The sequence below is a fragment of the Bacillus sp. FSL H8-0534 genome (assembly GCF_038005885.1).
GTDB classification, from domain to species: Bacteria; Bacillota; Bacilli; order Bacillales; family Bacillaceae_G; genus Bacillus_A; species Bacillus_A pseudomycoides.
The window spans coordinates 4869865-4895478 of sequence record NZ_JBBOUC010000001.1 but is presented as its reverse complement, the minus strand read 5'-3'; the positions used below and the strand labels follow the sequence as shown (position 1 = coordinate 4895478).

The window sequence follows — 25614 nt, the reverse complement described above, 5'->3', positions numbered from 1 at the left end:
AACATAAAACCGTAGAAATGATTAATTTCTACGGTTTTTATTGCATTAATTTAAAATTCTTTCGTAGTGGCCCCTCATACCAGCTGCTACTCCACCGATGGATTGGTCGGATAATACAATTTCAAATGAAATATTTGCTGTATGATTATGGTTTATTCAGTAGGATGTACATGGACTCTACTGATTATTAATAACATCCACAGTGATACATCACTACTATTTTCTTTTATTAATCATCATCTCTAGCATGATCTTATCCATATTCGATGAACCTTCATTTCCTAATCGGCAAAAGTTCTCAATTGTTTTATCAACATCTGCTTCGATAAATCCATCTGTAGCAGAGATACACATTCCTTGTGAGGCTAGCAGTGCAGATTGTACAGCTGCACTTGAACAAGTTGCTACCTTCATCGCACATCCTGCTTTTGCTCCGTCACAAATCATCCCTGTCACATTTCCAAGTGTATTTTGGATTGCATACTTTATCTTTTCAATATCTCCACCTAATAAATACGTAATAGCAGCCGATGCACTTGCACCAGCAACTGTTACACCACAAAGTGCAGACAAACGTCCAAACTGATTTTTAATGTAAATCGCTAATAAATGACTTAACGTAACAGCACGAATTAGCTCTTCTTCCGAAGCATTTAATTTCTCACCTGCGGCTACCACAGGCATCGTTACGGCAATCCCTTGATTACCACTTCCTGAGTTAGCCATTACTGGCATTGTCGAACCGGCCATACGTGCATCTGAACCAGCAGCTGCTAATGCCATCGCATGAGTTGTTAAATCATCTGATAAAATTCCTTTCAATACATTTGCCTTTAATGTTTTTCCAACTTGTAAGCCATATTCATTCGACAAACCATCTAATGCCACATTACGATTCAGTTCAATACTCTTTTTTACAAGTACCAATTCCTTTACATCTACAGTCGTAACAAATTCATATATTTCTGGAATCGTTAGTTCATCACGTTCTTCTTCAGAAGTGGCAAAGTGTGTATTTCCGCATCCATTCTTATAAACAAGCTCCCCATTCGCTTCTACTAATGCGATAAATGTGTGATTATCCTGAATAATAGCCCTTGCATATCCCTCGTCTGTCGTAAACTTCACTTCAATGTATAGCTTTTTAGACGTATCTGCTAATTCTACAGACACTTTCCCCGCTTCTACTAAAGAGATTGCTTGTTCTTCATCTTCTTCTGAGATTCCGGCTAACACTTCTAAATCTTTTTTGCTATCTCCTGCTAACACCCCTAAAGCAGCAACAAAGTCAATTCCAGTAGCCTTCATTCCTGGTATACCAACCGCCATTGCATTTTTAATGACATTTGTACTTGCAAGTACTTCAATTGACTGTATGTCGCCCTTCATATAATCTCTTGCAGTAGCTGCGGCTAACGCAATCGACACTGGCTCTGTACACCCTAAAGCAACGACTAATTCTTTCTCTAACACACGTAATATACTATTCTTGTTCACAAATTGCCCCCCTATCTTTCAACCACCCATCATGTGAAATGATGAATAAGTTTTCACAAAAATTAATTGTTTTCATCTTTAATCTTCTGTAAATAACGGTATATAGTTGGCTCAGATGTTTTTAACATTTTCGCCACATCAGCATTTACACATAGAATCCCCACTAACTCTTTCTTATCATTCTTAATGAAAAAGCTAGAGGAGCGAAAGACCTTTCCATCCTTATTTACTGCTTTGTAATTAGCGATAAAATCACGCGTTAAATATGTTTTTTCTTGAAGTACCTTTAACACTAAGTTTGTAGGTGCGTCCCCGATCTTACGACCAGTTATATGCCCGTTCTCAATAGCAATGACAGAGCTTTCCGGCCTTGATAAATCGTGCAATACGACTTCACAATTTCTTCCCATTACCTTCGATAGAAATGTAACGAACGGATAGTATTGCTGTAATAATGTTTCGTTCTTCATCCTTCATTACTCCTATACTTCCTGTATTAAATTGTAATAATAAACTATCATTATAATTCATTATCACAATCTAATAGTATCACAATATGTAAGCGCTCACACAAAAAAACGAACCCTTTTAATATTTTTTTCTTTCCCTAGATATTCGCATTGCAAGCAAGCCTTTAAGGGGTACTGAAACGATTCAAGGAATGAGGGGCACTCTGGAAAATAAATATAAAACAAAGGGGTTAATTTTAAAATTCAACGTTTATATCCAAATTTTATTTATAAAGGGGTCTCGCCACATCCATCAACTTAAGAAGATTTACTACCCATTATTGTTAAAAACATTATTCCTTCTAGATTAATAAGAAGGGATAACACCTAAAAAGACACCCTCTCAGGTGTCTTTTCTCATTATAGAAATATCTTAAAATAGATATCTGGTGTCATATATTCAATTTAAAAGGCCTTTTGTTATATCATAACGCCATTATCGGCAAATTGATACCATTTTCCATTGATATTCTTCCATCCAGTAGCCATATATCCATAGTTATCAAAGTAATACCAGTTACCTTCAATTTTTCTCCAATCCGTAGCCATAGAACCATCTTCTATGAAATAACGCCATACTGCATCAGCATCGGATTTACCAAAACTTATCCATCCTGTAGACATAACCCCTTCATAACCAAAGTAATATGTCTTTTCATTAATAGTTTTTAACTTTAAAGACATCCGTCCATCTTCATCTAAGTAATACCAATTCCCTTTATCTTGTATCCAGCCAGTTTTCATCGTGCCATCTTCATTTAGATAGTACCAATTATCTTTATCTTGTACCCAGCCTGTTTGCATCTTTCCAGCAACAAAGTAATACCAGCTTCCGTTATAGCTTAACCAGCCATTATAGCTAATACCCTCGTTATTAAAGTAGTACCACTCATTCTTAATTAAATTCCACCCAGTTGCCATGGATCCATCTTCAAAATAATAGCTAGCAGTGCGGTATTCTCCTATCCAACCTGTTTGCATTCTCCCATTACTATATCCACTTAAAAAATATGTCTTACCATTATATTTAAGATGACCTGTGTGTAGATTTCCGCCTTGGAGAACGTAATACCAACCTCCTTCATATTGAACCCATCCTTCATTAGTATGCAGTGCACCGTCTGCTTCTAATAAGTAAAATCTATTATTTCCATCTTCAATAGGACCCGTTTGCATTTTTCCGCTTGCATCAAAATAATACCATTTTCCTCCATCTTGTAGCCAACCTATTTTCTTCATACCTTTTTGATCATAGAAATACCATGTATCTCCCTCTTTTACCCAACCACTTTTTTGCATTGTCTGTTCTGCCTTTGCAGTGGTCTGTTTCACATTATCTTGTTTTTCAGCATGTGATACCGCAGGAACTACAAGCATTGCAGACATTAAAACTGGTAAAATAGCTTTCTTCATTTTCCATATCCTCCAAATAATGAATAATTTTAGTCTTCATTTCCATAAACAGAACTATATTATGATATTTAAATATAATCAATATTTTTTGTAACAAAAATGAAATATTTTTTATCTAGTCGAAATAAAATATATTAGATATTAATTTTATTCATTTTTTTGTTACATTGTTTTTAAACTTATTCTAAATGTACAGATGAAAAAGCATCACTAAAAGTGGACAATACACTTTTGGTGATGCCTGGGTTAAAAAACATTTCAGAAACCGGATATTGCATAAACGCTTCCTTATGTAACATTCATATGTTTCAACTTAAGTTAATTCTTTCTTTTTCTTATTATATTGTGAATAGGAATACAAGAAGAAAAGGAATGCAATGATAAAAATCCAAGGTGATAAAAAGCGAAGCATAGCAAATGGAGTTTCAAATAAAAAAGTACTCCAAAACGCTGTCCCTTCCTTTTCCCATAATCCCTCTGTTAAATAGCTCACTTTAGGATTGAATAAACGAATAAATGACGGACCGTTAAATAACACAATTGTGTACATAAAAGACATCATCGCACACGTAAACGAATAGTTCGATAATCGCTTGTAAAAAGCGACTCGAGACGTTTGATCAGAGAACATTTCATCACGCCCATCCTCTTCCTTTTGCCAATAGTACATGCTACCGAAGCGACTACCATAAACATGCTCCCAGCCAAAGTCTTCATGTATTGCAACGTATTCATCGTATTTTTCCTTGCTCATATAATCTTGATAGTCAAGGCGCATTACTTTTTTGATATTTGTTTTTTTAAATGTATATACCCCAAACGGATTGACACTGGTACATGTATAGCCTTGAGCAAGCATATCGTTTAACCAAAATTGTTCGTTTAAAACATTTGTAAATAACTTAAATTTCTTCATCGAACTACCTCATTTCATAGAGTGATAATACATGTTGCAACCTTCTTTTTTCGATTCCTAAAATTTCTTCTCCAGTATGTGTAATCTGGTATATTTTACGTCTTCCTGTTTCACCTGTTACCGGTTCGATCCAACCTTGTTTACTCAAATTTTCGATTGCACCATAAAGAGTGCCAGCTGCTAAAATTACATTCCCTTGACTCATTCGTTCTATTTTTTGCATAATTGCATAGCCATGTAACGGCTCTCGTAACGCTAATAAGATATAATGCATCGTTTCGGATAACGGCAGTAATCTATGCTTCATTCATTCACCTCCTAGTATTAAGTCCAACTATACAGTTTAACTTAATAATTATTATATACAGTTCATATACATTTCAACTGAATAGTTGAACTACACAAAAAACATACACTGATTTCACTAAGTGTATGTTATAACTAGAATTCTTAATTACAGAATGGGGTAGCGTCAGGTTTATGCGGATTTACAACGTTAAGCGGAAAACCTAACGGGGCAGGTTAAGTTGGTAAGTAAGAGGATTAGATAAAACTGTGTCGAATATACTTTATTTGGTGAAATTGAAGTCTTGGAGGATACATTTTGAAGAAATATGAGATTAAAAATAACATTCCAACATTGGAAGAATACAAATATTTGTGTGACTCTGTGGGATGGACTAATTATATGAATTTTGAAGTGGTGGAAACATCACTTCAAAATTCTATTCACTGCATCACAGTCAATGATAATGATCAAATTGTGGGTATGGGGAGAATTGTTGGCGATGGGGCTATCTATTTCTATATTCAAGATATAGTGGTTCATCCAGATTATCAAAAGAATGGTATTGGAAAGGAAATAATGAATATTTGGGTTGAATACTTAAATCGGAATGCCCCAGATAAAGCGTTTATTGGTTTGTTTGCATCACAAGGTAAAAAATCATTCTATGAAAAATATGATTTTAAAGATTACTCACCCAACATGACGGGGATGTTTACTGTAATTTCAAAAAAATAGACATAATAAATTTAAAATTTTAGAAGAAAACATTAATCAACATAAAAGCCATTATTCTTCTAGCAGGGGTCACTATATCATTTCGGGAAAATTGTACGTTAATTAGAGTATTATGAAGAGAGGATTGTTCGTTCAATATAGAGACGAATATCCTCTCTTTTTATAGATGTTAGAAATATAAACAGTAGCTTACATATTTAGTCTAGTTCGTTTATTATGCAGCTACAACGCCGTCTCAAGAAGTTGGAAGGTGGGAACAAGCAATTACGTAAGCAATTAAAGGCTGCTTACGCAGATATTTATAAGCATATATAACTCACTCTTAGGGGCTAGTTTAGTATAGCTTCTTAAACTATTGAAGTAGCCCAGTTGAAAAATTAAACCAGTTCAGATATGGTAATATAAGGGTTAAAGGTACCCAACGCTAAGTTTAAAGGGGACGTCTAAATGTCAACGATAAGGATCGAGAAAGCATCTATTACGGATGCTGAAAAGTTAACAGAAATTAAGAAAAGAACTTTTGATGAAGAAGCAAAAAAATGGCTTCCAAATCAAGAGAATATAATTGACTATAATATTCAGCCACCAGGGTACTCTTCAATTGAAATGACTAAGTATATGATTAAGGAGTTAAATTACTTCAAGGTTATATACAACAAAACAATTGTGGGTGGAATTATTGTCACGATTTCCGGTAAATCTTTCGGAAGAATAGACCGTATTTTTGTAGACCCTGACTCTCAAGGTAAAGGCATAGGCTCAAAGGTCATAGATTTGATAGAAAAAGAGTTTCCGAATGTGCGAGCCTGGGATCTTGAAACATCTAGTAGACAGCTAAACAATCACTACTTTTATGAAAAAATGGGATATCAAGCAACCTTTAAAACCGAAGATGAATATTGTTATATAAAGAGAATAGAAATCCCATTAGGGATAGAAAAATCAGTTGAAAATGAGGACATTTCAGGTACTCAATATGAAAACTGTAGTATGGCTAAAACGGAGTGTTATCAAGTAACTTTAGAGGGTAGTTCTTTTAGCAATAGTAACTTGATGAGCAGCCACATTAATAATTGTAATCTTAGTCATTCAAAGTTCCACAATATAAATTTTAGAAATACATTGTTTGCCGATCTAAATTTTTCTAATAGTGAAATGGCTTTGGTGACTTTAGATGGGGTTCGTTTCGTTGATACAAGTCTTGGAAATGAAGGTAATCCAATCACATTTGAAAGGTGTGACCTTAAAGGTAGTAAAATAAATAATAGTAACCTTAGGAACGTGGAAATACAGCAGAGTGATATAACGGGTATGAAAATAAATAACATTCCTGTGGAAGACCTTCTCGAACTATACTATCATGTGAATAAAAAGTAAACAATCAGTGCTTCCCTTCAAAATTGGCTCTTTTAAATAATGGATTCATTTTTGAATGATGACCTCTAAATCAAAGGAGCTTACATATTAGATATGTCTAATATGTAAGCTCCTTTATTTTTCAAGGATTCTCAGAATTTAGGTTGGTATGTCAACACGAAACTAGACAATTTTTTAAAGGTGTTCCTGCCTGTACTGAACAGGGCTCAAATAGCCTAGTGTGCCCTGGATTCTAACATTGTTAAACCAGTTTACGTAGTCGTTCAATTCTAAAATCAATTCTTCTAAACTTGCGAAATGACGATCACGAACGAACTCTGTTTTAAGAAGATTAATTGTTATTTTTATAGTAGAAGATGGTAGCAGCTAATTCACCATTCTCAGATTTCGCATAGTTAGGAATCCGCCCAGCTTGAATATAACCTAATGAAGTATATAGTTTATTGGAAGGGTCTCCTTCTCTTGTATCAAGAACTAATAATGACCTATCCTTCTGTTTTGCTATTTCTTCAGCCCTTTGCATAAGTAAACGACCAATACCATTACGTCGATAATTGGGGTGTGTCATTAATTTTGCGATTTCAGCTCTATGGCTTCCATTCTGCTTCGTCGATAATTGTAACTGTACACTTCCAACAATTTGATTGTTTGATTTAGCAACAAATAAAATCACTTCGGGGCTAAGAACGGTTTCCCAGTACTTCTCTGCATCTACTTTTCCCATTGGTGGTAAAAATCCAATCGAAGCCCCATCTTCTACGACCTTTATTAAAAGTTCTGAAAGCTCATTAAGATGTTCTTCAATTAAAAATAATTGTTCAATTTTTACATCAATATCCAAGACAATCACCTCTATTTTAAATTAGCAGCTTAATAAAAATTAGGTGTATCTGTGTTGCCTATCTAATTTCATAAAATAACCATTCGGATATTTCTCCTCCCTATAACCAATTTTCAATATTATTTTTTTATTCATACGAATAGGTAAGAGTTTGAAGTTATCGCTCCCTTTCCCCCCGTTAGCACCGTACGTGCAACTTTCATCACATACGGCGCCCCAACTAATCCAAATTTATTTGCTCATTGACACTTCTGATACTGTGTATCTTCAGAGCCTCAATTCTTCCGTATTAATAAGTCGGTGCCTTTCGCAAAAGGTGAACCTCTATTAGTCTCACAAAAACCTTATTAATCGATAAAGATTTGCCTTGCATGAACAAATAATCCTTCATTAGTCTAGTGGCTATCCCTTCATGTGGATTGGACATTTCATCGATACTGTGCCACCACTTTCACTGATATAAAGAGAAGTTATACATTCGCTAATCTCACAAATGCTTTCCAACTCAACGATTCAAAGGGAGTAAGCCCTCCACGTTATCAGCTTACAACGTTGAATTATATCTATTATAGAACAAACGTAGGTGCTTCCTGTGAGCCTGTTAATCTTCATACGCCTGTAACGTATCATAGATTTTCATATTAGCTAGTTTTACTCATCCACTACTAACTTCACACAAGGTGAGATACACATTTCTATGTATTGCAGGTCTAGACCCGTACATTCGAAAGTTCGTCAGAAACCCCATTTCTTATTGTAAGGTGCATTGCATTCTCACCATATTTGTTCAACTCAAGCATCATAATTTACACCGCCCCCTCGGGTAAGGTTTTCGTCAGCCGATACTGTTACGGTAAATTCTCACGCCTATTTGCCGAGCTTATAACACGAAACTTCTTACTCAATGTCGTGCTATTCGACGCAGAGAGAGCCTTTCAAGGCGTTATCCTATCATTTGACTCTTCGATATAATCCTTCCGTTTTATCAAGATGAAACGGTCTAGCCTTTACCAAAGTAATGTGACCATTCTCCATTTAAGCTAGAAACATTTCGCACAACTATCCTGCACCTTTAGTGAAATAACAGAGTGTAGTTAATTTTGGTACATCTTTTTTATAAACGGTTTAACTTTCTTCAAAATGGCATGACTTTTTTATAAACAGTACAACTTTGTTTTAAGTCGACATGTCACATCTTCTGCTAAAGTTCTCTTATTTTTAAATTCTTCCTGTTTTCACTGCTCTAGCCCAATCTAAGCGACCGTTTATTTCACTTTTGTTAATTGCTCCATCTTGATTATAAGGAATATGTAATTGCTCTATCATCCAATCATTTTCTTGTTTTGTAACAATTGTATAATTAGCAAATGGTGAACCTGATTCCATTTTATGATAGATTGGTAATTCATCTTCATAGGCGGGTAGCCCAACACTTCCTGGATTAATAATTATTTTATCATTTGGAAGATAAATGACTCTTGATATATGTGTATGTGCACAAAAAATAAGCCTTTGTGGAATACCGCTTACTAATTTCATAATATCTTCTGTCTTTTTAAGTACTGATCCACTAGAGTTCATTTCCTCTAACAAATATATTTCATCACTTGTCGGTGTTCCATGACAAAAATAGAAATCATCGGTTTGTAAGAAATTAGGCAAATTAGAAATCCACGTTTTATGCTCATCCTCTAATAAATTCTGTACATATTGAACTGTTAAATTAGACGTATTAGGCTCTAATAAAATTCGATCGCAATTCCCTTTAATACTTTGAATATTTTGGTTCATTAAAAGATCATAGGTTTCCAGTGGAAATAAAGGACCATATAAGCTATCCCCCAAATTATAAATAGATTGAATCCCTCGGTTATTAATATCTGTTAGTACAGCTTGTAAGGCATCTTTATTTCCATGAATATCAGCCATTATTGCAATTTTCATACCAATCACCCCTTCAGAATTTATAGTTTCACTTTTATTTCATCATAAATATGAAAAGAATTCTGTCCTTACCTTATATAGAATGAATATTCATACTATTATTGTACATTAATTAAAAAAAGCCGACACTAAATGTTATAGGTAATGGAGATGTAAAAGCACAGGGCATATTTAAAGCTTTAGAAGTCTACGTTATGAATCGTCAAAAGGAGCCTATTACACTAAATAGCAAAAACTTTAAATTAATTGATGATCTAGGAAGAGAATATTACAGTTCTACTGAAGCTCAATTAGCACTTAAAGCTGTGAATAATGCTACATTTAAATTTGATACTCTTAATCCAGATTCAAGTTCGTCAGGAAAAATTGTATTCGATGTACCGAAATATGCTAAAGGATTAGTTTTACAATTTAATGGTGATATGTTGGATAAAGAGATTGATTTAAAAGTTGAATAGTCAAAAGAACTCGAAAAAGTGTTTTTTGAATGAAATACTGATTTGAATCATATTTCTCAAAAGTAAATGTAGATAAATATGGTAAAATGGTAATTGGATGGGAGTCCAATACATATTATTAAAATTAAAGTGGTTCAAGTCGGAGAAAGGCACCTTATGGTGTCTTTTCTTTATTTCTTAAAGGACCTGCTCATTCATCATTATAAAACATAAAATAATGTAAACCCGTTAAAACACAAGAATGACCCAATGTTCTCCCCTCTTATCTAAAAGGAGGAACTGTTATGGGCTTTGGAGGTAGTTGCAGTAGTTTTGGTGGTGGATTCGCCTTAGTCGTTGTGCTCTTTATATTATTAATCATAGTTGGAGCTAGCTGCTTTTGCTGATTTACTTACTAGTAAAGAAAAGGCACTCATTGGAGTGTCTTTTCTTTATGAAAAAATCCCCACACAATGCGCAGGGGAAAGAGCAAACTGTTCAGTTGGATGAACAACTTCATCATAATGGCGTACCGCCCCATGCCCATCAACTTAAGAAAACAAATCCACCCCAAAACGAAAAAATGAGCTTTTTTATTACGAATTAGCACAAAATCTCGTTCTGGGGGTAGTTGTATTTTCTTAGCTTGATAGCGATGTGGTGCTACCGCTAATAGGAAAAACGAAAAAACTTTTTTAGGGAAAAAATCAAGATTACAACCAAATTTTTGCTAGTTGAGATACTCCTTTTATTATCTTTTCTTCACATAAATTACCCAATCCAAGTTGAATATGTGGATATCGTGGTATACATTTCGAGAAATATTTCGAGCAAGGATAAACTGCAATTCCGTATTCATATGCCCTTTCAATTAGCATTTTTTCACTCATTTTTGTTTTAACTTCAATAATAACGAAAATTCCGGAGCTACCACCTTTTATTTCAACATAATTCTTAAAGTGTTTTAGTAATTCCCTATTCAATAGATTCATTTTACGTTTATACAACGCTTTCATCTTCCTTAAGTGTGAGTACCAATATCCTTCATCCATAAAGGTCGCCAGTGTTCGCTGATGAATAGATGAGGATGTTTGCTCAAGTAAAGGGAGTATCTTTTTATATTCACTTACTAGCCTCCTAGGTAAAACCATATAACTGACACGGATAGAAGGTAGCAGTGCTTTTGAAAAAGTTCCTAAATAAACCACCCTATCATTAGAATCTAAACTTTGAAGAGACGGTACAGGTTGATGGATGTATCGAAATTCACTATCGTAATCATCCTCAATAATATATCCTTCCACCCTTTTTGCCCATTGAATTAACTTTAATCTTTCATTGACGGGGATAGTCACTCCATATGGAAAGTGGTGAGTAGGAGTGACATATAAAAGTCTAGAAGGCGACTTTAAAAGGCGATCGACTTGGATGCCTTGTTCTTTTACCGGAATCGGATCAATGATAAATGACTGAAGAGCAAATAGTTCCCTTGCCACATCATAGCCAGGGTCTTCTACTGCCAGATAATGATAGTCTTGCTTTAGCAACAGCGACAAAAGTAATAACAAGTGTTGTGTGCTACTGCCAATAATAATCTGTTCAGCAGAAGTATTAACCCCTCTTGATTGAAACAAGTAATCTGCTAGTACCTTTCTTAATTTAATATCGCCTTGTTTTTCTCCGTATGAAAACATGCTAGAGTCTTTAACGATTTTGTTTGTAAGCATTCTCCATTTTTTCAAAGGGAAGTTCTCTTGATCCACTGTCCCAATCTTAAAGTCAATAGTTTTCATGTCAGTTTGATTTTTTTCATGATGCTGTTCTCTAATGGGTTCATAATTAAGCGTCTCATCCGATATAGTGGCCTCTACAAAAAATCCCTTTTTGTTCTCACTTCGAATATATCCTTCCGATTGCAATTGTTCATAGGCTACCTGAGTTGTGTTTCTGCTGACCTCTAATTGGAGAGCAAGTTGTCTAATCGATGGCAACTTTGTATTCCTTTCTAATTTACCAGATAAAATCTGGGTACGTATGTATTGATAAACTTGTTGGTACATAGGAGTGTTACTTTCTCGATTGATATTAAATATTAGTTCATTCATCATTGAAATACCTCATCTGTCATTTGTGTTTATTGTAAACTGTACCTTTTAGAAATGACAGTATAAATGAATAATGAATTTAGAAAAAATTTTGATCTGGGAGATAACTTATGACAATATTTATGTACATATTTTGTTTGATTGTATGGGGACTCAACTTTATTGCAGTAAAAATTCAAGGAACTCCTGTCAGCTTGGAATTATCCTTAACTTATCGTTTAGTTATGACAGCCTTTTTATTTTTGATTCTTGTTTGGTCCCTTCGACCAAGAGGGAGGCCAACAAGAAAAGATATCCCATTTGTAATAGTTTTTGGTGTATGTAACTTTGCATTAAGCTACTTATGCCTTTATTACGCCACAATTTTGAGTTCTGCAGCAATCGTAACATTGATTTTTTCATTAAAGGTGATTTTGACCCCGATTACTCTCCGGATTTTTTTAAAAGAAAAGTTACATTCACGCGTTTTGTTTGGGGGGATTTTGGGTGTATTAGGCGTATGTATTCTCATCTATCCGAATTTGAACAACTTTCAAGGGTCCAATGACATAAAAGGAATTATGGTTGCGATCTTAGGTACGCTTCTTACAGCAGTAGGTGATGCCAGCTCGGCACGAAATGCAAGTCACAAGGTGAATCCTATCTATGCAAATGCCATTGGATTTACAGTGGGCAGTATATTGATGGGAGTAATTGTATTATTTCAAGGACAAGAATTTATATTTCCAACATCATTTTCATACTTATCTGTGTTGCTATATTTAACCCTGGTTGCTTCATTTGTAGCATGGTTATTCTATTTGAAGCTTGTAGAAAAAATTGGAGGAGCTCAAAGTGGCTATATGGTTGCACTTTTCCCGGTAATTGGAGGAATAGCTTCCGTTTTAATCGGTGAGTCAGATCCATCATTGTATTTGTTTGCTGGTTGCTTTTCTAGCTGTATTGGTGCTGCCATCGCATTAGGGCTTGGAACTCGGAAGCAAAATGCGAAATTACCTCTAAAAAGAGCTAATTAAGAAGGAATAAGTCTATTGTGAACTTGAATATAGAGCTCATTTATTTGGTTCTCAGGTTGTTGACCAAGAATGCATGAACACTTAAACAAATGGAATATAGACTATAGGGGTCACCATACATTACTATCAACCTAAGAGGAATTTGTATCCATAATTCATAGAAAGCGTTATTCTTTTTGTAGAAATATACAGAAAGGATGGCGTTTTTGTATGAATCTATCGATTCAAGATGAGTTTTATTTGTTCGCTAAAGAATTACAGCGATATCTATCTCCACATATTCTTCAACAACTTGCACAAGAGACAGGTTTTGTAAAACGAAAGAGTAAGTATGGCGCACGAGATTTGGCTGCTATTTATCCTAGTTCAGGAGGATGTGCACAAACAGCCGGTATTAAAATTCAGCTAGAGTATGATTTACATAGTGGAAAATTCCTCAATTTTCAAATGGATCCAGGTGAAAATAATGATAAAACCTTTGGTACAGATTGTTTAGATACTTTATGCCCAGGAGATTTATGCATCCGGGATTTAGGTTATTTTCACTTGAAAGATCTTCAACATATACAAGATAAAAAGGCTTATTATATCTCAGGTATCAAATCGAATACACGTATTTATCAAAAAAATCCTAACCCTGATTATTTTCAAGATGGCAGAATCAAGAAAGGTACAGAGTATATCCAGATAGATATGGAGGTTTTAATGAACTCTCTTCAACCAGGACAAACATGTGAAATATCCAATGCTTTTGTAGGAATGGTTGACTTACGCTGTTTCCATTCTTGATATACGGATATAAATCTATTATCAATCTCAATTTTCTTTCGACCAAATTTGATAGATAAGGTTTCCGTATTCATGAACCCAGCGCATGATAGTTGTTGGGTGAACTGAGATTCCACGTTCTTTTAAAATTTCAGAGACATCACGATAACTTAAAGAAAAACGACAGTAGTACAGGGCGGCTACCAAAATAATATCTTTCTTGAACTGTTTTCCTTTAAAATATCGCATCTGTGTTTCTCCTTACTCTTTTTTTCTAGAGTGTAGTCTCATTTAGAAAACTTTGCAACAGAACCCTTGGTAGCCATTTGGTGAAACTTTTTTACAAATAATTTAACTATGTTTCAAACCAACAATATTTTCTCTTTTTACAAATTATAGTTAAAAGGTTAGGTTTCAAACTCTTTCCTTTAAAAGTTCATAAAAATGTTTTAATATGTTTAATTATGCTATTTCCTTATTCAAGAAATTAGTCTATAATTTTCTAAGGAATATTATGGGGATAGAGGAGTTTATGCAAGAATATGGAGATGAGAAAGTTACATTATTTAATTGAAAAAAGAAAAGAAGAATTAATTGAGCTTGTTAAACACTATGGTTTTTGTCATCCTAGGGTGCTAAAATTTAGCCAAGATCTAGATAAATTAATTATTCATATGATGAAACAAAGTGAAATACGTGACATTATTCCAAAAGCAAACAGTAATACATGTAAAAAATAAAAATTCTATAATTTCACCTCTTATATTTATATATCAATCTATACAGAACTTTTTTCATGAAATATTTATAAAATAAATATATTTCTAGATCCTTTTAACTGGTTCGGTTGAGGTGTAGGTACAAGCATTAAATAAGAACTGCATTCGTTAAAAATTAACATAACTAATAGCAAAAAAAGAAGCGGAAACCGCTCTTTTTTGTTCATTCTCTAAGCGTTAGCATAGCAGGTGAGTAGTTCACGAGATGCTCACAATCTAATTTTATTTAAAAATGAAATCTTATTAAGTGTAAATAATGCATAATCTAAAGTTGTAGTTCTAATTAATATACAATCTGATTCACCACTTTGTGTTCCTATCTTTACTAACTTTTTCTTTTCAGGAACATAGTCATTATCTTCAATAATCTCAACAATATCCTCTAACAGAATATTAATTTCTGCAGTTTGCCATTCAATTGTTAATTGTTCATGTGTCTTTGTTACCTTAATATCTTGCATATAACTCTATTACCTACCTATTAAATTTAAATTTCATTATAAATGAATGTAACGAAATTATATCAAAAAGTTATAAAAACAGCTACAATTTTTTATTCTTAAACAAAGCACCAAGATTCCTATTTGTTAATTAAAAAACCAGGGATTATTACCCCTGGTGTCTCAAAAAAATGTTTTAGACCATAGAAAAAAGGGTTCTGTTGCAACGTTTTCGAAACTCAAGTACACTTTGGACACAACCACCATACCTTTTTAGTGTAGCTTTGAAATAAACTTTGATCAAAAACAACTCGTAAACCTTCATTTTACAATACAGGAAATTCAAAAATCACCTGAGTAAACCTGTATATCGAATTAATAGTATCTTTTTTATAAAGAGTTTAATAATATATTATGGTTTCCATAAAATCCTTGGGAGATCCTTTATACCCTCTCCATCTATATATACAACATTCGTTTCAAATTTCACTTTTTGCCGTATTACTTCTTTAAAATTTTTAAAATAGTTATCTACTGATTCTTCTGTAATACTAGATACGCCCTCATAATTATATAGGACTGCTTTTCTAACCTTTTCCGCCATCGCTTCATTAAATTATTTTCCATCTTCACCTGTTAATTTACTCATTTTGTCTATATCTTTATCATAGAAGCCCACCTATTGTAAGTGATACTATCAAACTCATACCTACTAAATTTTTGGAATATAACATATTCTACTTCAACTCTTTTCTGTATAAATTATGAATTACAGTAATATGACACCATTATATCTCGGTGTTCTATAGCATATTTTATTTATATACAATTATTAAAATGTAAAAACCACAAAAACATCAAACCCTATTTTATTTCAAGGTGCGCCGTTATCTATAGCACTGGAATAAAGTTTAATTAAAATGACCCTACTAAATCCCTATGCAATACACAAAAAGAAACCATTTTGAAAGATCTTTTATCAAGACCTAAAATAAAAAAAGATAGATAAATTAAAGGACATTACATATTTTATATGACTAATATGTAATGTCCTTTCTTATTCAACAATAGCGCTCTTTAACAGAAGACTCGATTTCAAGATAATCTTAACAGACATTAATATCGATCTTCAGTTACTGTCCCCTTATATGTCCTAGTGACAGGGTTCTTACCATAGACCGCAAAGCACCATGATGTCAATGATTCTCCTAATTCGAATGCTCTTCTTTTATGATTTAAATGTAATGGATTATAGTATTTCTATATAACCTTCTGTTCCATTTACTCGAATTCGTTGCCCATCTTTTATCAGCTTGGTGGCATTTTCAACACCGACAACGGCAGGTAAGCCATATTCACGTGCGATGACTGCTCCATGGGTCATCAGTCCGCCAACTTCGGTGACAAGTCCTTTTATGGATACAAACAATGGTGTCCAGCTAGGATCGGTGAAGGTTGTAACCAGTATATCTCCATCTTCTAAATCTGCATCTTCCATTTTTAAGATGACGCGTGCTCTGCCCTCTATAACTCCGGAAGAAACCGGTAGACCTACAATAGCTTCGGCTGGGAGATTTTCTCGTTTGTATTCACCCGCAATAATTTCACCATCAGACGTGATAACACGTGGGGGAGTTAGTTTTTCATATAATTTGTACTCGTCTTTTCGTTTGCTGATGATCTGGTAATCTAGTTTATTTGTGCGTACGACTTCGTGAAGTTCTTCAAAAGTGAGATAGTATATATCTTCTTTTTCATGAATAACGTTGGCTTGTACGAGTTGTTCGGCTTCTTTCAGTAAAGCCTGCTTATAAACGAAGTATCGATTAACCATGCCGTACTTTGGATATTCCCGATAACCGATGAAATTCCGGATTAGGTCGATCATTCGTTTTGTTTCTTTGACTTTTTGTTCACCATCCGGTAATTGCTTCAATCGATCTAATAACTCTTGTTCTTTTTTCAAAGCTGCCTGTCGCCCTTGCTCAAATTTCTGATTGCTAGCATTAGGCTCAAAGTTTTTGATATTACTAAGAATCATGGGGATAAGTGTAGTTGGTTTTTCACTCCAACGAGTTTTAGTAATATCGATTTCTCTGGTACATCGCATTCCGTATTTGCTGAGATAATCATAGATAGTACCTTGGGTTTCCTGCCCACCATCAAACTTAACCAGTTCATCCAAAAAGTTATCATCTTTTACATGTTGTAAATAATTGATTACTTCCGGATAAGGACGAATCACATCTGCGACATCTAATAGCGCCAGACCCATTTCCGAAGTAATATTGTTTGGTACAGATAGAGAAAGCGTGTCTGCTACGTTTTTCTCACCTAACCACTTGTTCATTTTTTCATTGATCCATGTTGAAGCATCCATAGCAGCCATAATCACACCCAAACTTTGTGGGTCAAATAAAATCTTCTTTAATTTCTGGATATCTTCTAGAATAAAATCAAATAAATCTGATCCTGATTTCGATTGGATGTTTTGTTTTAACTCTTCTATCGATGTTTGACTACTCTTAATCAAATCAGAAACGATTGTCGGATCGTTTTCGATTTGTGCTTGAAAACCCGAAGACGATATACCTTTATTGCTTTTACTGGGACTCGGTACTTTTTTACCATCTGGTGACGATTTTATAAAATCTTCTCGCTCTATTATAGTCATGAGTGCGTCTTTTATGAGCGGATCTGATTGTCCCAAGGTATCTATTATCGTTTTTCTGCTGACAGGCGAAGCCAGATTATGTGTGATATCAACAAATAACCTTCCACCAGCTTTAAACCTGGGTCCAAAAGATGTTAACTGGAATAAAGATAATCCCAATGGTTTCATGGGGTCGGTCATCATTTGTTGGTGACCGACAGATACATAAACGTGATTTTCCTGATCATTTGCTTCAGGGATGGGGTATAAAGTAGTGATTGGACGACTCTGGACAATATAAAATGTATCATCAACCAAACACCATTCGATATCTTGTGGGCAACCAAAATAAGCTTCAATCTCTCTGCCTATGCGTGCGAGCTGTAAAATTTGATGTTCAGTAAGTGTTTGCGTCTTTTGCCGATCAGGATCGATCTGCTGTGTCTCTGTTCCGCCTTCTTTTAGTCCATAGATGGCCAATTTTTTGGTTGCTATCATCTTATCGACGATTTTATCTTCTTGCACCTTATAGCAATCCGCAGATACCAAGCCGGAGACAAGAGCCTCTCCTAGTCCAAAGCTAGCATCGATCGATAGTAGCTTTCGATTGGAAGTAATCGGATCAGCAGTAAATAAAATTCCTGAAGCCTGTGGGAAAATCATCCGTTGAATGATAACGGATAGATAAACTTGGCTGTGATCAAATCCGTTTTGGATTCGGTAAATTATTGCGCGATCAGTAAATAGGGAAGCCCAACATTTACTGATATATCGCAATATTTCATCTTTTCCGATGATATTTAAATAGGTGTCCTGTTGACCAGCAAAGGAGGCAAATGGAAGATCCTCGGCTGTAGCACTTGAACGAACAGCATATGCATGCTCGAAGCCAAAAGTTAAGAGACATCGATCGATATCTTCTTCGATCCCCTTCTCGATCTCGATCCCCTCAATCAGCTCACGAATCTTCCTGCTAATTTCACTAATTCTTTCTCGTTCGTCCACTTTTTGAACTGCTAGTTGATCCAGTAATTGATGAAGCTCCTCATTTTTCCCAATGACTCTTTTATATGCCTCAGTGGTAACACAAAATCCCTCTGGTACAAGTATTCCTTCAATCCTCGAACATTCGCCCAAATTCATCCCTTTGCCACCGACCACCATTTGTCTCGTTTTATCGATCTCACGAAACTCTAGTACATATGGTTTCATTTCTTTCCCTCCCATTTATCGCTCAATACTAAGACGAATCATATGACAAAAATTGTTCATCTGATCAACCAATTACGCTGTCCACTCGTTCTTGCTCCTCGCGAAGTTCCATGTTCATATCAAACACTCCTTTAAAAAAATAAAAATAGGGGTTGACTGAAAAGGATTTTATGATGTATAATTAAAATAGGGATAATTTACACAAAAACCCACCGCTGATGTATCTATATAAATTTACCACAGTTTCTCATTTTTATCAATGTATTTACACGATCATAATTGTTGCAAATTCAAAGGAAGAAAAACCCCATTTTACAAGACAAATGACTTACAAAAAATGATATCCAAATATCAAATCATTTAGTGTAGCGTCAGGAAAATACGGATTTACAACGTTAAGAAATTCCAATATTAAAAAGCCCAATTTCTTAGTATTAATATTAAGAAATTGGGCTTTTTTCGTTACCCCATTAAAGCGCCCTATAATTGAATAAAAACCTAATTGATTTTTATGTCCCAAGGAGAAGAAGAAGTAAACTGCCTGCCCAAAGAAAATATGCAAGTTGAGTTAATATATACATGGATAATTAACAAAAAGCATGACATAAAATTGTCATGCTTTTTTTGCCTATTAAAAAATTCTTTTCGTGCATTATTATTTTTTCAGTATATTAACACAAAAACTCATTAATTCAGTGGTATTTTTCATTCTTTATACTAACTTTAAACAGTACAAACAATTTTCATTTCCCATTAGCGAACTTTTTTCCCGTTGGACAACTCTCCTACATCACCCGCTTAAACATCTTCTCCAGTTCATACGTCGAATGATGCACAAGTATAGGTCTACCATGCGGACATGTGTAAGGATTTGTTGTTGTACGCAGTTCTTCTAGCAAAGCAAATATTTGATCGTTCGTTAAATATTGATTTGCTTTGATCGATGCTTTACAGCTCATCATAATAGCTGCTTCTTCACGCAGTTTTTTTATATCGACTTTTTTTAGTTTGACAACTTGCTGCATCATTTCATCGATGATTTCTATTTCCTGTCCTTTTGGGAACCACGTTGGATGCGAACGAACGATAAAGGATTGATGACCAAATTGTTCTAAGAATAATCCTACCTTTTTCAATTCCTCTAATTGCTCTTCGACACGTAAGAATTCAGTGAGAGATAAATCAATACGATATGGTACGAGCAATTCTTGTACTTCTTTCGTTACTTGTCCTACTTTATCACGGAAATATTCATAATTGATTCGCTCTTGCGCTGCATGCTGGTCAATCATATATAAACCTTTATCATTTTGGGCGAAAATATAGGTTCCATGCATTTGCCCGATTGGATAAAGCGGTGGTAAGTCGTTTCCATTCATTTCGATTTCTTGGATTTCTGCTACTTCTTCTAATTCAAAATCTTCCTCGCTGTTATCCCATCCATTCCCGTCTTGGACAGATTTTCCAATCATTGATTTAGAAAGTTGCCAACCATTTTCTTCTTTTACTAAAGATTCTGGTGGCTGCCATTCCTGCTTCGGTGGTTGCCAAAGTAAATTTTTGTTTTGTGGTTTGGCTTGGATTTCTTCTTGTTTCTCATCCATTCCAGTCGGTAAGACGATATTTGGCAGTGGTACTTCTTTCGGTTTTGTATGTTCAAAATGAAATTGCTCTTGTACACTTTCATCTTTTTCTTTTTTCTTTGATGTAACACCAGCATCCGGAATGAGCTGTATTTTTTTAAACGCGTCCTGCAATGTTTTTTCAATCAATTGCAGTAATTCCTGCTCTTTACTAAAACGCACTTCTAATTTCGCTGGATGAACGTTCACGTCAACTAACATTGGATCCATCTCGATTGATACAAAACCGATTGGATAACGTCCCACTGGAAGTAATGTGTGATACCCTTGCTGAATTGCTTTCATCAAGACATAGTTTCGAACGTAACGGCCATTTACAATCGTAGATATGTAATTACGAGATGCTCTCGTTACTTCAGGTAACGTTACATATCCACGAATGGTAAAGTCCAATGATTCCACTTCAATCGGAATGAGTTTTTTCGCAACTTGAATGCTGTAAATTGCAGCAAGTACTTGCCTCACATCACCATTCCCCGAAGTGTGTAGCAGTTTTTTCTCATTATGAAACAATTTCAAAGATACTTCTGGATGGGACATAGCAATGCGATATACAATGTCTGTAATATTCCCAAGCTCTGTATGAATTGTTTTCATATATTTAAGGCGTGCTGGCGTGTTAAAAAACAGATTTTGAACCGTAATATCTGTCCCTTTACGGCTCGCTGTTTTTTCCTGCATTATAATGTCTCCGCCCTTAATAATAAGATGTGTACCTGGTGCATCTCCTGTACTTGTGACTAACTCTAATTCACTAACAGATGCGATACTTGGCAATGCCTCACCACGGAAACCGAGCGTGCGGATGCGAAATAAATCATTTTCATCTTTAATTTTACTTGTTGCATGCCGCTCAAAAGCAACAATACAATCTTCTTCAGCAATGCCATCTCCATTATCAATGATGCGAATTTTTGATAATCCAGCTTCTTCTAAGTGGATTTCAATAGATGTACTATTCGCATCGATGGAATTTTCGACAAGTTCTTTTACAACTGAAGCAGGTCGTTCGACTACTTCCCCTGCGGCAATTAAGTTAGAGAGTTGATCATCGAGTTTGCGAATTTTCCCCATCTACTTACTCATCCTTTCTTTAACTTTTTCTGCAAACGATACAGTTCATTTAGGGCTTCTAGAGGAGTCATATCAAGTAAATCGATTTTTTTAATTTGTGTTAATACAGCTGTTTCTTTTTGATCAAACATAGGCTTGTCTTCTTTTTTCACAGGCTGTTCTGTAGTAAAGAAAGATAGCTGTGATTCTGCAGGTTCTTCTTTCTCTTCTAGCTGCGGTTCTGATTTTTCTTTTACAACGACTGGTTCTTGGACAATTTCTTCTTGTACTTTCACTTCCACTCGTTTTGGAATGATGATTTCCTCTTGTCCTTCTAGCTGCGCTAACACTTCTTTCGCACGAGCAATTAAGCTATCTGGCAGTTCAGCAAGCTGGGCAACGTGAATACCATAACTTTTATCTGCTGCACCATCTTGAATCTTATGCAAGAAAACAACTTTTCCGTTTTCTTCAATAGCTGAAACGTGTACATTTTTCAGTTGCTCTAAGCTTTCTTCTAATACAGTTAGTTCGTGATAATGTGTTGAGAATAATGTTTTCGCTCCAATTTGATCATGAATATGTTCTATGATTGCTTGTGCGAGTGCCATACCGTCATACGTAGATGTACCGCGTCCAATTTCATCAAATAGAATTAGACTTCTTTCCGATGCATTCGCAATTGCATTTTTCGCTTCTAACATTTCGACCATAAATGTACTTTGACCTGAAATTAAATCATCTGCTGCACCTATTCTCGTAAAAATTTGGTCAAAGACAGGTAACACCGCTTCTGTTGCTGGTACAAAACAACCGATTTGCGACATAACAGTAATAAGTGCTAATTGACGCATATACGTACTCTTACCAGACATATTTGGACCCGTAATTAAAAAGACATCCATATTTTCAGGCATCATGCAGTCATTTGGAACATACAATTTGCCGTTCAATACTTTTTCTACAACAGGATGGCGACCATCTTTTATAAAGATTTCACGTTTATCTGTTAAAACTGGTTTTACAAATTGCTCTTCTTCACTTACTGTTGCAAAGCTTTGCAGTACATCTAGTTCACTAATAACTTTCGCTAGATGCTGTAATTTAGGAATAAACACCTTTACTTCTTCACGAAGTACAGTGAATAAATCATATTCTAGCTGTACAATTTTTTCTTCTGCCTCTAAAATCAATGTTTCTTTTTCTTTTAATTCATCTGTGACGAAACGTTCTGCGTTTGCAAGTGTCTGCTTACGCTCATAGCGCCCCTCTGGAAGAGCAGAAAGATTTGCCTTTGTCACTTCAATATAATAGCCAAAAATACGGTTGTAACCAATCTTTAATGATTTAATCCCTGTAATATCACGCTCACGTTTTTCAAGCTCTGCAATCCACGTTTTTCCGTTCTTACTAACATAGCGATATTGATCTAATTTGTCATTATAGCCATCTTTTATAATATCCCCATCTTTTATAGAAAGCGGTGGGTTTTCTTGAATACTTCTTCCTAGTAACTCTGTTAAACTTTCACATGGATCAGCGCCTTGAATTAACCTTGCTGCATAAGAATTGTCTAATAAACTAATGGCCTCTAAAATAGCTGGCACTTGCAGAAGTGAACGTCTTAATTGCAGTAAATCACGCGCATTTACGTTACCATATGCGACTTTTCCTGCTAAACGCTCTAAATCATACACTTCTTTTAATTTTTCTTTTAAATCTTCACGTAAAAAATAGTCATTCACAAACGTTTCAACCATTTCTAAACGTTCTTCAATGTTGTCTTTTTGTATAAGTGGACGTTCCATCCACTGTTTTAACATACGGCCACCCATAGCTGTTTTTGTTTTATCTAATAGCCATAATAAAGAGCCTGTTTTCTCTTTTGTTCGAAGTGTTTCTGTTAACTCTAAATTACGCTTTGAATGTACATCAATTTTCATAAATTGATTTGTATAATAAATATCTACCGGCTGCAAGTGATCCAATGAACGTTTTTGCGTTCTTAATACATAATTCAATAAGCGTCCTACTGCTGTAACTAATTTCGTTTGCGTCACACTTTTAACAAGGTGTTCCAACCCTTCAGGAATCTTCGTTGCATCTTCATATGAAATTGTCATTTTCAATGTTTCTGTTAGCTTGTTTAGCTCATCTTTTGAAAATGTAGAATCTACAACAATTTCTTTTGAACCTGTTGCATACACCTCTAATAAAACATCTTCTACCGTACCCGTTAATAGTGTCACTGTATTTTGTCCTGTTGTTAAATCATTACAAGCCAGTGCATAAGAACCATCTTCAAAATGAGTTAACGCCGCTAAGAAGTTGTTTTCTTTCTCATCAATTGTGCGCCCTTCCATCATCGTTCCTGGCGTAATCAATTGAACAACTTCACGTCTTACAACACCTTTTGCTGTTTTGGGATCTTCTACTTGTTCACAAACCGCAACCTTATATCCTTTTTCAACAAGCTGTTCAATATAGTTTTTTGCTGCATGATATGGGACACCACACATCGGTATACGATCACTACTCCCACCATCTCGGCTTGTCAATGTAATTTCAAGCTCATGCGCTGCCTTTATAGCATCCTCAAAGAACATTTCATAAAAATCTCCTAAACGGAAAAATAAAAAGGCATCTTGATAATCTGCCTTGACCTTTAAATATTGTTGTATCATCGGGGTGTACTGTGCCATTTGTTTCCTCCATACTTCATAAAAATGTGCTATATTTATATGCCGCACTTCACGGACAATTTCCTCTCCACTTATAGGAGTCTCTCTTCATTATAGCACATTTTCAATACAAAATAGTTCCATCCAGTATGACTAATACTATGTAAAAAGCTAGGAAGAAATTCTCCCTAGCTTTCTATTATTCTTCTTCTGCATCTACAATAAAGTTTGGATCTAACTCTTCAAATTCATCATCATCTACTTCAAAGCTATCCTCATCCTCTGGACATCCATCTGGATTTACATTTACACAAATTTTCGTTTCACCGACAACTTCTGTTACAAATTCACGCTCTACCGTTACAACAATTTTGTTATCATTTGGTGAAACAATTGCTTCTAAACAATTTGGATGTTGAATAACGCGGGCAATAATTTCTAAATCTTCACCTGAAAAATTTTTGTCACGATATCCAATATTGATTTCATCCGTGTAACTAACACGTTCTGTTACAACTTCTGTTTTTGTGTTTTCATCAAATGAGTACCACGTATTCACATCGTAGTATCCTTCAATTTCTACAGCCTTCCCATTCTTTCTTGCTTCATATGTGTGATTAATTACCCAACATCCGAGAATACTTGTCGGCTCATGATTTGATTCACATGTATGCGTTGACTTTGTATACTTACGTCCTTTGCCCACTACTGCCTTTGTAATAATCTCTCTAAATTCGGACATTCGGAACCCTCCTCAATCAATATTCACTTAATCATATGCGTGACAATAGCGGAATGTGTCATTCTTTTTTTGACAAAAGACTATAGAGCAAAATAAAAACAAAAAAGAGATGTCCATAAGACATCTCCCTTAACAATCACAATTCCCTTTTTTACTCTCTACTTCAGCACCCGTTTCACCTTTTAACACATTGCCACCAGTTGAAATTAAAATTTCATCCGTTACGTTATTAGAAATGGTACTTGCTACAAGCTGCAGTAAATCATTTACATATGTTTGTGAAGATTTAAATTCCTGTACAACCGGAATGCTATCAAGTTTATCTTGCAGAGCATCTATTTCCGCTTCTACTTTTTTCAATGCTTCCCATTTTCCATAATGCTGTAAGTTTACGGCTTGTTTTTGCAGCGCTTTAATTTCATCAATTGCACGTTTTACATTTTCATTTTTATGAATTTGCGCTTCCGCACGTTTAAAGAAATCCACTTCTTCTGTTTCAGAAATCATTTTCGCTAATTCTTTCGCTTGCTCAACAATTTCATCTTTTGTATAAACTTTCATCTA

At 34.9% G+C, this 25614-nt stretch carries 23 protein-coding genes and 2 pseudogenes; 8 read left to right on the top strand and 17 right to left on the bottom strand.

Annotation, left to right across the window (positions count from 1 at the left end):
• Positions 1-216 precede the first annotated feature (216 nt).
• The 5 genes from MHH71_RS25065 to MHH71_RS25045 all read right to left on the bottom strand — a co-directional run bounded on the left by MHH71_RS25065 (position 217) and on the right by MHH71_RS25045 (position 4642).
• On the bottom strand, positions 217-1497 hold the full coding sequence (locus MHH71_RS25065) for an L-cysteine desulfidase family protein (RefSeq protein ID WP_018764660.1): 1281 nt from the start codon (positions 1495-1497) through the stop codon (positions 217-219).
• Positions 1498-1559: 62 nt separating this feature from the next.
• Positions 1560-1967, bottom strand: a complete 408-nt coding sequence (locus tag MHH71_RS25060) for a PAS domain-containing protein (RefSeq protein ID WP_006095687.1) — start codon at positions 1965-1967, stop codon at positions 1560-1562.
• Positions 1968-2426: 459 nt separating this feature from the next.
• On the bottom strand, positions 2427-3419 hold the full coding sequence (locus MHH71_RS25055; RefSeq protein WP_006095686.1) for a glucan-binding protein: 993 nt from the start codon (positions 3417-3419) through the stop codon (positions 2427-2429).
• A 313-nt stretch (positions 3420-3732) separates the two neighbouring features.
• Positions 3733-4335 carry a DUF2812 domain-containing protein gene (locus MHH71_RS25050; protein ID WP_006095685.1) on the bottom strand — a complete coding sequence of 201 codons (603 nt, stop codon included), beginning with the start codon at positions 4333-4335 and terminating at the stop codon, positions 3733-3735.
• 4 nt (positions 4336-4339) lie between these two features.
• On the bottom strand, positions 4340-4642 hold the full coding sequence (locus tag MHH71_RS25045; RefSeq protein ID WP_018782267.1) for a PadR family transcriptional regulator: 303 nt from the start codon (positions 4640-4642) through the stop codon (positions 4340-4342).
• 297 nt (positions 4643-4939) lie between these two features.
• Here MHH71_RS25045 and MHH71_RS25040 point away from each other — a divergent pair, with 297 nt between their 5' ends.
• Both MHH71_RS25040 and MHH71_RS25035 read left to right on the top strand, forming a co-directional pair.
• Complete coding sequence (locus MHH71_RS25040; RefSeq protein WP_006095684.1) at positions 4940-5359, top strand: GNAT family N-acetyltransferase; 420 nt, start codon at positions 4940-4942, stop codon at positions 5357-5359.
• Between the two features lie 447 nt (positions 5360-5806).
• Positions 5807-6736 carry a GNAT family N-acetyltransferase gene (locus MHH71_RS25035; protein WP_006095683.1) on the top strand — a complete coding sequence of 310 codons (930 nt, stop codon included), beginning with the start codon at positions 5807-5809 and terminating at the stop codon, positions 6734-6736.
• A 174-nt stretch (positions 6737-6910) separates the two neighbouring features.
• Here MHH71_RS25035 and MHH71_RS25030 read toward each other — a convergent pair whose 3' ends face one another.
• The 3 genes from MHH71_RS25030 to MHH71_RS25020 all read right to left on the bottom strand — a co-directional run bounded on the left by MHH71_RS25030 (position 6911) and on the right by MHH71_RS25020 (position 9521).
• Positions 6911-7072 carry an IS3 family transposase gene (locus MHH71_RS25030; RefSeq protein ID WP_371391662.1) on the bottom strand — a complete coding sequence of 54 codons (162 nt, stop codon included), beginning with the start codon at positions 7070-7072 and terminating at the stop codon, positions 6911-6913.
• Complete coding sequence (locus MHH71_RS25025; RefSeq protein WP_006095682.1) at positions 7068-7577, bottom strand: GNAT family N-acetyltransferase; 510 nt, start codon at positions 7575-7577, stop codon at positions 7068-7070. The genes MHH71_RS25030 and MHH71_RS25025 overlap by 5 nt, the downstream gene beginning before the upstream one ends.
• Before the next feature lie 1218 nt (positions 7578-8795).
• Positions 8796-9521: a metallophosphoesterase family protein gene (locus MHH71_RS25020; RefSeq protein ID WP_033799054.1), complete on the bottom strand. Its 726-nt coding sequence runs from the start codon at positions 9519-9521 to the stop codon at positions 8796-8798.
• A gap of 137 nt (positions 9522-9658) precedes the next feature.
• Here MHH71_RS25020 and MHH71_RS25015 point away from each other — a divergent pair, with 137 nt between their 5' ends.
• The 3 genes from MHH71_RS25015 (at position 9659) to MHH71_RS25005 (ending at position 10565) form a co-directional block, all read left to right on the top strand.
• Complete coding sequence (locus MHH71_RS25015) at positions 9659-9979, top strand: DUF4352 domain-containing protein (protein ID WP_078211768.1); 321 nt, start codon at positions 9659-9661, stop codon at positions 9977-9979.
• Between the two features lie 284 nt (positions 9980-10263).
• Positions 10264-10365: a YjcZ family sporulation protein gene (locus tag MHH71_RS25010; protein WP_018764670.1), complete on the top strand. Its 102-nt coding sequence runs from the start codon at positions 10264-10266 to the stop codon at positions 10363-10365.
• A 47-nt stretch (positions 10366-10412) separates the two neighbouring features.
• On the top strand, positions 10413-10565 hold the full coding sequence (locus tag MHH71_RS25005; protein ID WP_167535681.1) for a hypothetical protein: 153 nt from the start codon (positions 10413-10415) through the stop codon (positions 10563-10565).
• Positions 10566-10671: 106 nt separating this feature from the next.
• Here MHH71_RS25005 and pdxR read toward each other — a convergent pair whose 3' ends face one another.
• On the bottom strand, positions 10672-12063 hold the full coding sequence (gene pdxR, locus MHH71_RS25000) for a MocR-like pyridoxine biosynthesis transcription factor PdxR (RefSeq protein WP_029427436.1): 1392 nt from the start codon (positions 12061-12063) through the stop codon (positions 10672-10674).
• A gap of 110 nt (positions 12064-12173) precedes the next feature.
• Between pdxR and MHH71_RS24995 the strand changes: the two genes are divergently transcribed.
• On the top strand, positions 12174-13079 hold the full coding sequence (locus MHH71_RS24995; protein WP_006095678.1) for a DMT family transporter: 906 nt from the start codon (positions 12174-12176) through the stop codon (positions 13077-13079).
• A gap of 210 nt (positions 13080-13289) precedes the next feature.
• Positions 13290-13847, top strand: a pseudogene (locus tag MHH71_RS24990) (transposase); the annotation flags it as partial.
• A 51-nt stretch (positions 13848-13898) separates the two neighbouring features.
• Here MHH71_RS24990 and MHH71_RS24985 read toward each other — a convergent pair.
• A pseudogene (locus MHH71_RS24985) lies at positions 13899-14096 on the bottom strand (IS6 family transposase); the annotation flags it as partial.
• A gap of 293 nt (positions 14097-14389) precedes the next feature.
• Here MHH71_RS24985 and MHH71_RS24980 point away from each other — a divergent pair.
• A complete protein-coding gene (locus tag MHH71_RS24980; protein WP_006095675.1) occupies positions 14390-14587 on the top strand; it encodes an aspartyl-phosphate phosphatase Spo0E family protein in 198 nt (65 codons plus the stop codon).
• Between the two features lie 248 nt (positions 14588-14835).
• Here the strand turns inward: MHH71_RS24980 and MHH71_RS24975 are convergent, their stop codons facing one another.
• The 7 genes from MHH71_RS24975 to MHH71_RS24945 all read right to left on the bottom strand — a co-directional run bounded on the left by MHH71_RS24975 (position 14836) and on the right by MHH71_RS24945 (position 25611).
• The gene (locus MHH71_RS24975) at positions 14836-15087 is read right to left on the bottom strand and encodes a SunI/YnzG family protein (RefSeq protein WP_003203088.1); all 252 of its coding nucleotides are present in this window, start codon (positions 15085-15087) and stop codon (positions 14836-14838) included.
• A gap of 391 nt (positions 15088-15478) precedes the next feature.
• On the bottom strand, positions 15479-15670 hold the full coding sequence (locus tag MHH71_RS24970) for a DUF5105 domain-containing protein (protein WP_006095674.1): 192 nt from the start codon (positions 15668-15670) through the stop codon (positions 15479-15481).
• A 645-nt stretch (positions 15671-16315) separates the two neighbouring features.
• Positions 16316-18931, bottom strand: coding sequence for a phosphoenolpyruvate synthase (gene ppsA, locus MHH71_RS24965; RefSeq protein ID WP_033799053.1), 2616 nt, complete (start codon positions 18929-18931; stop codon positions 16316-16318).
• 785 nt (positions 18932-19716) lie between these two features.
• Complete coding sequence (gene mutL / locus MHH71_RS24960) at positions 19717-21648, bottom strand: DNA mismatch repair endonuclease MutL (RefSeq protein ID WP_006095672.1); 1932 nt, start codon at positions 21646-21648, stop codon at positions 19717-19719.
• Between the two features lie 8 nt (positions 21649-21656).
• Positions 21657-24329, bottom strand: coding sequence for a DNA mismatch repair protein MutS (mutS, locus tag MHH71_RS24955; RefSeq protein ID WP_018764678.1), 2673 nt, complete (start codon positions 24327-24329; stop codon positions 21657-21659).
• A 178-nt stretch (positions 24330-24507) separates the two neighbouring features.
• Complete coding sequence (gene cotE, locus MHH71_RS24950) at positions 24508-25050, bottom strand: outer spore coat protein CotE (protein WP_003199431.1); 543 nt, start codon at positions 25048-25050, stop codon at positions 24508-24510.
• A 129-nt stretch (positions 25051-25179) separates the two neighbouring features.
• Positions 25180-25611 carry a RicAFT regulatory complex protein RicA family protein gene (locus MHH71_RS24945; protein ID WP_006095670.1) on the bottom strand — a complete coding sequence of 144 codons (432 nt, stop codon included), beginning with the start codon at positions 25609-25611 and terminating at the stop codon, positions 25180-25182.
• Positions 25612-25614 lie beyond the last annotated feature (3 nt).